General features: G+C 58.7%; 9 protein-coding genes. 4 read left to right on the top strand and 5 right to left on the bottom strand.

Features of this window, described 5'->3' with window-relative positions; translation table 11 throughout:
- The first annotated feature begins 104 nt into the window (after positions 1 to 104).
- Positions 105 to 278, top strand: a complete 174-nt coding sequence (locus SO156_RS45215; RefSeq protein WP_498539379.1) for a hypothetical protein — start codon at positions 105 to 107, stop codon at positions 276 to 278.
- A gap of 966 nt (positions 279 to 1,244) precedes the next feature.
- Here the strand turns inward: SO156_RS45215 and SO156_RS45210 are convergent.
- Positions 1,245 to 1,598: a hypothetical protein gene (locus SO156_RS45210; RefSeq protein ID WP_498539378.1), complete on the bottom strand. Its 354-nt coding sequence runs from the start codon at positions 1,596 to 1,598 to the stop codon at positions 1,245 to 1,247.
- A gap of 229 nt (positions 1,599 to 1,827) precedes the next feature.
- Between SO156_RS45210 and SO156_RS45205 the strand changes: the two genes are divergently transcribed.
- Positions 1,828 to 2,322 (top strand): hypothetical protein, encoded by a 495-nt coding sequence (locus SO156_RS45205; RefSeq protein WP_498539377.1) that lies wholly within the window; start codon positions 1,828 to 1,830, stop codon positions 2,320 to 2,322.
- 166 nt (positions 2,323 to 2,488) lie between these two features.
- Here SO156_RS45205 and SO156_RS45200 read toward each other — a convergent pair whose 3' ends face one another.
- The 4 genes from SO156_RS45200 to SO156_RS45185 form a co-directional block, all read right to left on the bottom strand.
- A complete protein-coding gene (locus SO156_RS45200; RefSeq protein ID WP_498539376.1) occupies positions 2,489 to 2,884 on the bottom strand; it encodes a YidH family protein in 396 nt (131 codons plus the stop codon).
- A complete protein-coding gene (locus tag SO156_RS45195) occupies positions 2,868 to 3,287 on the bottom strand; it encodes a hypothetical protein (protein ID WP_498539375.1) in 420 nt (139 codons plus the stop codon). Before SO156_RS45195 ends, SO156_RS45200 begins: the two co-directional genes overlap by 17 nt.
- Before the next feature lie 159 nt (positions 3,288 to 3,446).
- Positions 3,447 to 4,586, bottom strand: coding sequence for a beta-keto acid cleavage family enzyme (locus tag SO156_RS45190; RefSeq protein ID WP_498539374.1), 1,140 nt, complete (start codon positions 4,584 to 4,586; stop codon positions 3,447 to 3,449).
- Between the two features lie 56 nt (positions 4,587 to 4,642).
- A complete protein-coding gene (locus SO156_RS45185; protein WP_498539373.1) occupies positions 4,643 to 5,029 on the bottom strand; it encodes a VOC family protein in 387 nt (128 codons plus the stop codon).
- Positions 5,030 to 5,263: 234 nt separating this feature from the next.
- Between SO156_RS45185 and SO156_RS45180 the strand changes: the two genes are divergently transcribed.
- Positions 5,264 to 6,262, top strand: a complete 999-nt coding sequence (locus SO156_RS45180; protein WP_498539372.1) for an AraC family transcriptional regulator — start codon at positions 5,264 to 5,266, stop codon at positions 6,260 to 6,262.
- A 141-nt stretch (positions 6,263 to 6,403) separates the two neighbouring features.
- Positions 6,404 to 7,465: an ABC transporter substrate-binding protein gene (locus SO156_RS45175; RefSeq protein WP_498539371.1), complete on the top strand. Its 1,062-nt coding sequence runs from the start codon at positions 6,404 to 6,406 to the stop codon at positions 7,463 to 7,465.
- Positions 7,466 to 8,122: the final 657 nt, after the last annotated feature.

Genomic DNA, 8,122 nt, shown 5'->3' with positions numbered 1-8,122 from the left:
ATCGCGTTCAGGCTGGCTCATGAAGCTCACGACGGAACGATCCCTTCTCCGACCCGGAAGCCGCAGCGCGCAAGCTCGTCGAGATCGCCACTAGCATCGAGCCCGTGCAAGACGGCCGAATCCATATCGAGAAGATCAACGCACCATTCCTCTACACGCTGAAGGCCACCGACCCGGAGTTCGGTGCCAGCATCAAGCATGCGGTCGAGCGCGGCTTGCTCGAGCTGCACGAGAGCGGGACCTATGTGCGGTTCTTGAAGGCTGCGGCCGCCAACTGAGGCGACCCTCACTGCGTAGAAAGGCTCGTGGCAACTGCAACCAAACTCAGCAAGCGTTACCCGCGCCTCCGCCCGGCCGAATGGAAAGCCAAGAAGACGAAAACGCTCAACAGCGCAGCCCAGATCAAGAAGTGTTCAGCAATCATGCCCGCCCCTCTGTTGGCAAATTTGGGAAAGCATGAAACGGGCCAACCATCTGGCCAGCGGTCCTTTAACAATGCGAAGGAAGCCCGCCATTCGCGACGGGCTGAAGGCTAGGGAGGAAACGCGCCCATGAAGACGCGGCAAAAGCCTACGATGAATCGAGCCGATATTGTGTATCGCGATTGACACTGTGGACAACAAAGCGCTGCTGTCAGCTACCGACATACTGCGCAGAGACACGCAACCGTGCGCGTCCTTAACGTTCATCACTTACGTAAATTTCGGATTCATGTTGTCGCGCAACTGCAATTCCAGGAACGTCTCTCGCAGCCGAGTGGAATGGTCTGATGCTCGACCTGCGTACCCGCACGGTTAGGGGCCGACCGTCGAGAGATGGCGGCCCCGCCGGGGCTGGAGGTTTGATCTGGGACCAATCGAGGCTGGGGCCCCCTTTCGAGGATCCGATGGGCGCAAGCTCGTCTCGCTGCGTGATACCGGCGAGTACATCGCCAAGCTCCCCAAGGCTGTGCATGACGCGACCGAATGCCAAGCCGCCATGGAGGCGCTGACTGGTGGCCGAGAGTGGCGGCCCGACGATGTTCGCCAGGATCGGTGTCATGTGCGCGCTGAACAGATGGAAGCCAGGCCCGGAGGTTCCCGTCGCACCGCAAGCGAATGAAGGCCTATCGACTCGTGAGGTGAATGCGCGGCCTCAATTCAGCTTCCGACGAAGCTTCCTGTTGATCTCCCGCAGGTCGCCAGCGTAGCGCGTCGAATGCCGAGAATGCAGACGCTAAGTTCGAGGCCGACTTGCTGCAAGGCTTACTTTTTGAGAATGCCGACATCGGTGTTGCCCAAGTTCTTCATGGCGCGATTGGCGGCGGGCGTATCCACCGCGTTGTCATGCGAGGTTGGAGCCGGAGTAACTGAGGATGCATCCACGTCGTCGCCGGTGGCTGTGTGGCTGAGCGCGTTGCCCACATTGGGACCGGAGGAGCCCGCATTGCCGCTTATGGTGTGCCCGCTCGATAGGGTGCCACCCGCATAACCTGTGGACCCGGTGGCCGCAGCTCCACTCGCCGCCGAGCTGCCACTGCTCGATCCTCCCCCACTCTGGGCCAAGGCGAGAGAAGAGCCGCCTACGAGTAAGATCAAGATTACGACGATATGGTTCATAGAGGGTCCTCGACGTGAATAGCCGCTCAATGAGTTGCACGTCCGATAGTTCCGCAGGGCCTACCACTCTCTCAGCCACCATGTTGACGGCCAACGAGAACCGACGCGCTCTCTCGGTTATTGAAGGTCCTCTCCGTGCGCCGCGTTCGCAATGGCCGGACGGAGATTTCAATTGACGGCCGCGCCGACATGACGATGATGGCCCGTTACGTAACGGAGGGAGATCGTCATGGGTCTCAACAATCCCGAGCGACAGGCACGATGGCGCACCAAACGGAAGGAGGAAATCGAACGGCTGCGCAACGTTGTCGCCGAACAGTCCAAGCAATTGGCCGAGGCGCGAAGGGAAATCGAGATTGCCGCCCTTCAGGAAGAGAACGCGACATTGAAGATTGCGCTCGCTGATGAGCGCAAACAGCATGCAGCAACCAAGGCCATGGCGGCCAAGCCCGCGCCGCCGCCGATTGATTCCGACGAGGTGGCCCGCCTCAAGGAGACGAACCGCAACCTGCGGCTCGCGCTGCAAGAAATGAAGAAATGGTATGAGGGGGAAAGCCGCCGGAAGGGCATCATGACGTTCGTGACTTACGGCAAGCTCATGAAATGCTTGCATCCCGACAGCCGGCCAAGCGACGCGGAGAGACGTGAGGCATGCGCGCTGCTCGGTCAATGGAAACAGGACGGGGATAGAGCGCGACGCCGAGCCCCGAAGGCTAGCGTATGATCTGCGGCTGTCCGATCCTCATTGGCCCCTCGTCGATAATACCGTCGGAGTGAGGTCGAGCCTGCTTCGCACCCAAAAAGCGGACAACTGGTAGGCAATCAAAGCGCGACTAGGCGGTAGCTTACTTCCAATCCCAGCTGAACTTGCCCTAAGCGCAATAAGATAGTCATTGCCGCAAAGCCATAATGACCAAGGCCAGGATACCCAGAGCCGAGATCAAAAGCGCGACCGCTGCCGGGAGCGGTGAACGTGGCATATCGGGATACTGGGCGCTGAGCGTGCGAATGTTCTGCCGGTATTCGAATGTGGCGGCCAGCAGCGCCACCAGCCCGATGCAGACCATTATCGTGGCAAATTCGTGCGGCCCTACGAGCTGGCCGCTTTGCCTGTCTCCAGTTGCGATTCGATGGAAATTGTAGATGGCGAAACCGAACGTGATCAGCGAGGTCCCCGTCCGCACCCATGCTAGCATGGTTCGTTGATAGGCAAGACGGGTGCGGTCGTAGGCCAGTATTGTCGAACGATCGAGCCTCGGCGCACTCTGTTCAGAGTGGTCGGCCACCAGCGCGCCTCCTCTCCTCCGAGTTGAGCACCCATCGAGCCATTCTGTTTGCCAATCCGCGGAGCAGGAAATAGGTCGGCAGAGCCAGCGTGGCAGCAACGATCAGCGCTTGACCCGGGTAGATCCAGCGAAAGACGACAATCTCGTAGATAAGATCGATGATCACCGCCGCAGCAAAGAGGCGGCCCACGTCCTTCCAGCCCTGCCGTATCAGTTCGCGCCGATGAACCGAATCGATCGTGACGGTCCATCCGTAAGCGGGACTGCCTTCTCGTGCATCCCGTAACCCGGCGCGGATCGCGAGGAAAGCAGCCGCGATCGGTTGAATGACGATGCGAAATGCCAGTGGGCCGTGTTCACGGCCAATCAGCATATCCCAGTCCCGGGCCAACAGTTCTTCCATCACGTCCACTCTACCGGCCAACTGAGGATTCAAACCAAAGCCGTGATCGTCGATGGCCCTCAGGAAAAACCCTCAGCGGGTAGCCTTCTGCTGAGGCGATGGACGCATCCTGCCCTCCGATTTCGAGGGCAGGACTCTGGCGCGCTGTTGTTGCGCTGTTCACGCAGCTGCCGTTTCCGGCGGCACCATACAATAGGCCATCGGATGCGAATCGGACATCGCATGGGCGACACCCAGCTTTCCGTCGGTCTCCCAGACCATGAAGCCGCGCTCGCCCTCTTTCCGGTTGGGTGGCAGACCAAGGTTTTGCAGCGTCTCTTCGATGCTGTTGTACGTCACGCCGATTTTCATGATTTGGCGGGCTTCGTCCGCCGTAGCCACCTTGCGGCCGAACTGCTCGGACAGTTTCACAACCGCCTCGATCTGCTGCACTGTAGTGATGCGTTGCCGCTTCGCGTTCCAGAGGTTGTCCTCGTTGCCGACCCGACAGTGTTGACCGAGGATGATTCCCAACGGTTGGACGACGGCGTTCATCCGCATGCCCGCCCACATCGTCGCGGTCGCGCCCTGGGGTGTGCGGCGGATGAATTCCATCCAATCGAATGGGTTGTAGCCGCAGCCGCCGCCGCCGTAGGTCGTAATGGCGATATTCAGCGGGCCCATGTAAGCGCCGTGGCGTATCAGCCGCTCGACGATCTCGAGCTGATGCACGTGAGCCAGCGGGAATTGCGGCTGGATGCCGTTTTTCTTCAGGCGCTTCAGATGCTCGAGGTAGAAGGCGGGGCCGGCATCCGTGTACATGCCTGCCCAGGCGGCAAGCACCTTCGGGTCTTCCAGATGCGTTCCCCTGATATCATCCGCAGTCCACATTTGCGTGAGGTCCATCATGCAGGTGCCGATGGCCACCGTGACGCACTCAGGCGTGGGCTTCAGCTCCGCGAGCATGTGCCGCGTATCGTAGCTCAGCCACTCGGCCTTCTTGCCCTCGCCCTTGGGCGCGAACGAGATCGAGCCGCCGACCTGGATAATCATTTTGGGCACGGCTTTCTTCACGCGGTCGAGCAGATGGCAGAAGTGGTCGAAGTCGGAGGACAGGTGCCCTGTCGCCGGGTTGCGCACGTGGAAGTGCAGGACGGTGGCGCCTGCGTTGTAGCAGTCTACCGCCGCCTGGACCTGCTCGTCCCAGGTGACGGCAATGTCCGCCGCATCGCCGGGCAGCCACGCGGGTCCGTACGGTGCTGCCGTGATGACGAGCGGGGCCATGTTCTCGGGGAAAAGAGAACCGTCAGTAAAGTACATGGTTCACTCCTTTCATTGATAAAGCATGATCTTTTGCGTTGAGTTCTGATTTCCGACTATTCCGGCTCGGGCGGAGGAAATGCCGTTGAGTCCGCCTGCCAGACGGCGAAGCGATTTCCCTGCGGGTCAGCGAGGACGGCATACCACCCGGTTCTGGGCACCGCCGTTTTCGGGCGCAGAATGCGCGCACCCATGCGTTCGGCCTGGGCAACTGCCGCATCCACCGAGGCGACAGTCACGTAATTCAGCCAGGATGGGGGGCCGTCGGCGGCGCGAAACGTCAAGCCTCCGCAGCAACCGTTGCCGTTCGGTTCAGTTTGAATTCGCCAATAGTCAATGCCTGGCGCCTTCTCAATTTCCCAACCGAAGAGACTTGCATAGAACTGCGCGAGTTTTGCAGGGTCCTCGCCGTAAATTTCAATGTGGGTCACGAGCGCTGTCATGCTTCGGGTCCCTGAATTTCGTGTAACATTTCGTCCCACGTAATAGCCGCCGCTGAGGCAAAAAACGTGCTCAACTTGCCCTTGGGAATACCTGTGCCTTGGCCTCCGGACGAACTCACGACGCTAGTTGAGTGACGTCGGTGGACACTTGATCAAGATCAACGATCAGCTGCTTGTTATTTTGCGACACTGAACCGCGAAATTGCGGGAGACACATCCAGGCCGGGGTCGCAAATGGAGGGGCAGCAGCGTATCGGAGTTCTGGTCGAACTCCCCCAGGTCTTACGGGAGCTGGGGAAAAATCCCGCAACTGTCATCGCAGGCGCCGGCGTCGATCCAGACTTGCTGCGCGACCCTGAAAACTCGATCTCATTCGTCGAACTTGGCAGGCTTTTTGAGGCTTGCGTAGCCGCGACAAGCTGTGAACATTTTGGACTCCTCGTTGGACAACGGTCAGGGACCGCCTGTCTTGGCCGAGTCGGGCGGCTTATGCAGACCGCGCCGACACTCAAGGACGCGATCCTGGACCTATGCACCAATCAGCGACGCTATGTGCGCGGCGCCGTTACTTATCTAGTCGTCCAGAACGAAGTCGCGTTCTGGGGGTACGCCGTCCATTATCCTAGCGTGCAGGCAATCGAGCAGATCAGTGACGGAGCGATCGCCGTAGGGTTTAACCTGATGAGAGAACTCGTGGGCGCGGTGCCCGAGGAAGTTCTGACCTCTCGTCGAGCCCCCAGCAATATTGAGCCCTATCGCCGCTTCTTTGGCTCCGCTCCGCGGTTCGATGCAGAACAGCATGCCTTGGTCTTTTCTACAAATCTGCTCACTCATCCTGTTAGCGGCGCAGATCGCGAGGCCCGCCGGATACTGGAAAAGTCGGTTGCCGCTTATTGGGCCGTCGAACAACCAAGCATGACGCACACAGTAATCCGCATGCTCCGTGCTCGCGTGATTTTTCCTGATACCTCGTTGGAAACGATAGCAAATGAGTTGGCTATGCTACCCCGCACGCTGAATCGCCGCTTGCAAGCGGAGGGCAAGAGCTTCCGTGAACTGATCAACGAGGCACGCTTCGAAGTTGCCCGCCAATTGCTCGCAGGCACAAGGATGGGGATCACCGATATCGCTCTCGCGCTCGGCTACGCCGATCCGAGCGGCTTTACGCATGCGTTTGAGAGGTGGTCGGGCGTAGCTCCGAGCGAATGGCGCGGCCCAAATCGCCGCGACTGACATACGTAGGAGTCGATGACAGCGTTGTGAGCCCCAGTGTCGTAAAATAACAAGCGCCTTGACCCAGAGGACATATACGGTCATCTCGGCGTCGCGCTTTGATCGCTGGCTATTTTGCTTCAATTGCAAGGAGGGCGTCGCATGTTTGTGGCAAGCGGCTTCTCTTGGCGTCTCGGGCAAAAACATCGTCCCTCCTTGGCGTCGTTTGAAGGGCGCGTCATGCAACGGCGTACGTTCATCAAGCATCTTGGCGGGGCGGCAGCATATTGCTCACTTTCGCATTCCGCGTTTGCAAAATCATCGCCGATACCGATTGTCGGGTTCCTTAGCGCAACAACGCGAGAGCCAGAGGTATGTTTCGCCGCGCTTCGACGAGGACTGAATGAAACCGGTTTTCACGAAGGACAAACCGTGGCACTCGATTATCAATGGGCTGAGGACAATTACGATCGATTGCCGACAATAGCCGCCGAGCTATCTCAACATGCCGGGGTAATTGTTTCAGCCAATTATCCAGCCACAGTTGCAGCCAAAAACGCCACTAAAATCATTCCGATTGTTTTCCTCACCGCCGTCGATCCAATCACGTCCGGCCTTGTCGAAAGCCTCAACCGACCGCGCGGCAACGCGACCGGAATACATATCTTGAACGGTTTGCTAGAAGCAAAGCGGTTGGAAATCCTGCACCAGCAAGTCATTTCGGGTTCCGCACCGATTGGAGTGCTGGTGAACCCAAAATTTCCCGAGGTGCAGCGTCAAATCTCGGATATCCTTGCGGCTTCTCGTACACTGAAAATCTCTACACTAATCGTGCAGGTCAGCAACAAGAGCGATCTTCGTGGAGCTTTTGAAACGCTCGCTGGGCAGAACGCCAGAGGCCTCGTCGTAACCACCGACCCGTTTTTGTATACCCATCGCAAGAGCATCGTGGACTTGGCCGAGCATCATCGTATTCCCGCAATCTATCCATTCGCTGATTTTGTCCAAGTTGGCGGATTGATGAGTTATGGAACTGACCTGTCAGCGGCGTATTACTTGCTCGGCGGCTACGCTGGACGGATACTTAGGGGTGAGAAGGTCGAGGACCTGCCGGTCCAGCAATCCACGAAAGTCACCCTAACCATTAACGTCAAGACCACGACGACGCTCGGGATCAACTTCGCCGAGCCTCTGCTGGCGCGTGCCGACGAGATCATAGAATAGGGGCGCCGCGAATGTCGCCTCTTGCGACCTCGGGCAATGTCCGCTCTTCCGCTGCTGTTGGGGGTGAGCGGACATTAGTCCGGCCAAGCCGCTTACTGAGTACACGCCTAGCACTCAGGTGCCTCGCGGAAAATGATGTAGAAGACGTGCCACTGTAACCGGTACCGGTACCTGATCGCATTCAATCCCGGCTAAGCCCCCCCAGGTCCCCCACCCCCTTCAGTGATAGCTGTCCACCGCGAGGGCAGCCAGAGCCGTTAGGCGGAACGTGTGCTCTACGCGATCGGTGCGGGACTTCTAGCGCCCTGCGTGATCGGCGCGCTGACCGACCAATCTGATTAGCGTCGTCGTGTGGCAATGCTGCCGCCGCCTCGAAATCCCCGGTGAACTCCCGAAGTCACGCTGGTAGGTCAAGGCTGTCCACAGTCCGTCACGTGACCAGCAGGATCCACGGAGTTCCGATTATAAGAAACACGGCAAGGAAGAAGAGTGTCACGAGCAAGCCAAGCCGATAGAGTTCCGGCTGTGTAAGGTAGCCACTGCTTACGAAGACGACGTTCTGGCTGCCGCCCTGGGGCGTAATTGTGCAAGTTCACTAATTCGGTGATCGAATGGTTTGGGTCTGGGCCTCGGCAAATCCCTTTGGTGTCTTGCCGC

This window comes from Bradyrhizobium sp. UFLA05-125 (assembly GCF_059803515.1).
This window is presented reverse-complemented; position numbering and strand designations above follow the sequence as displayed.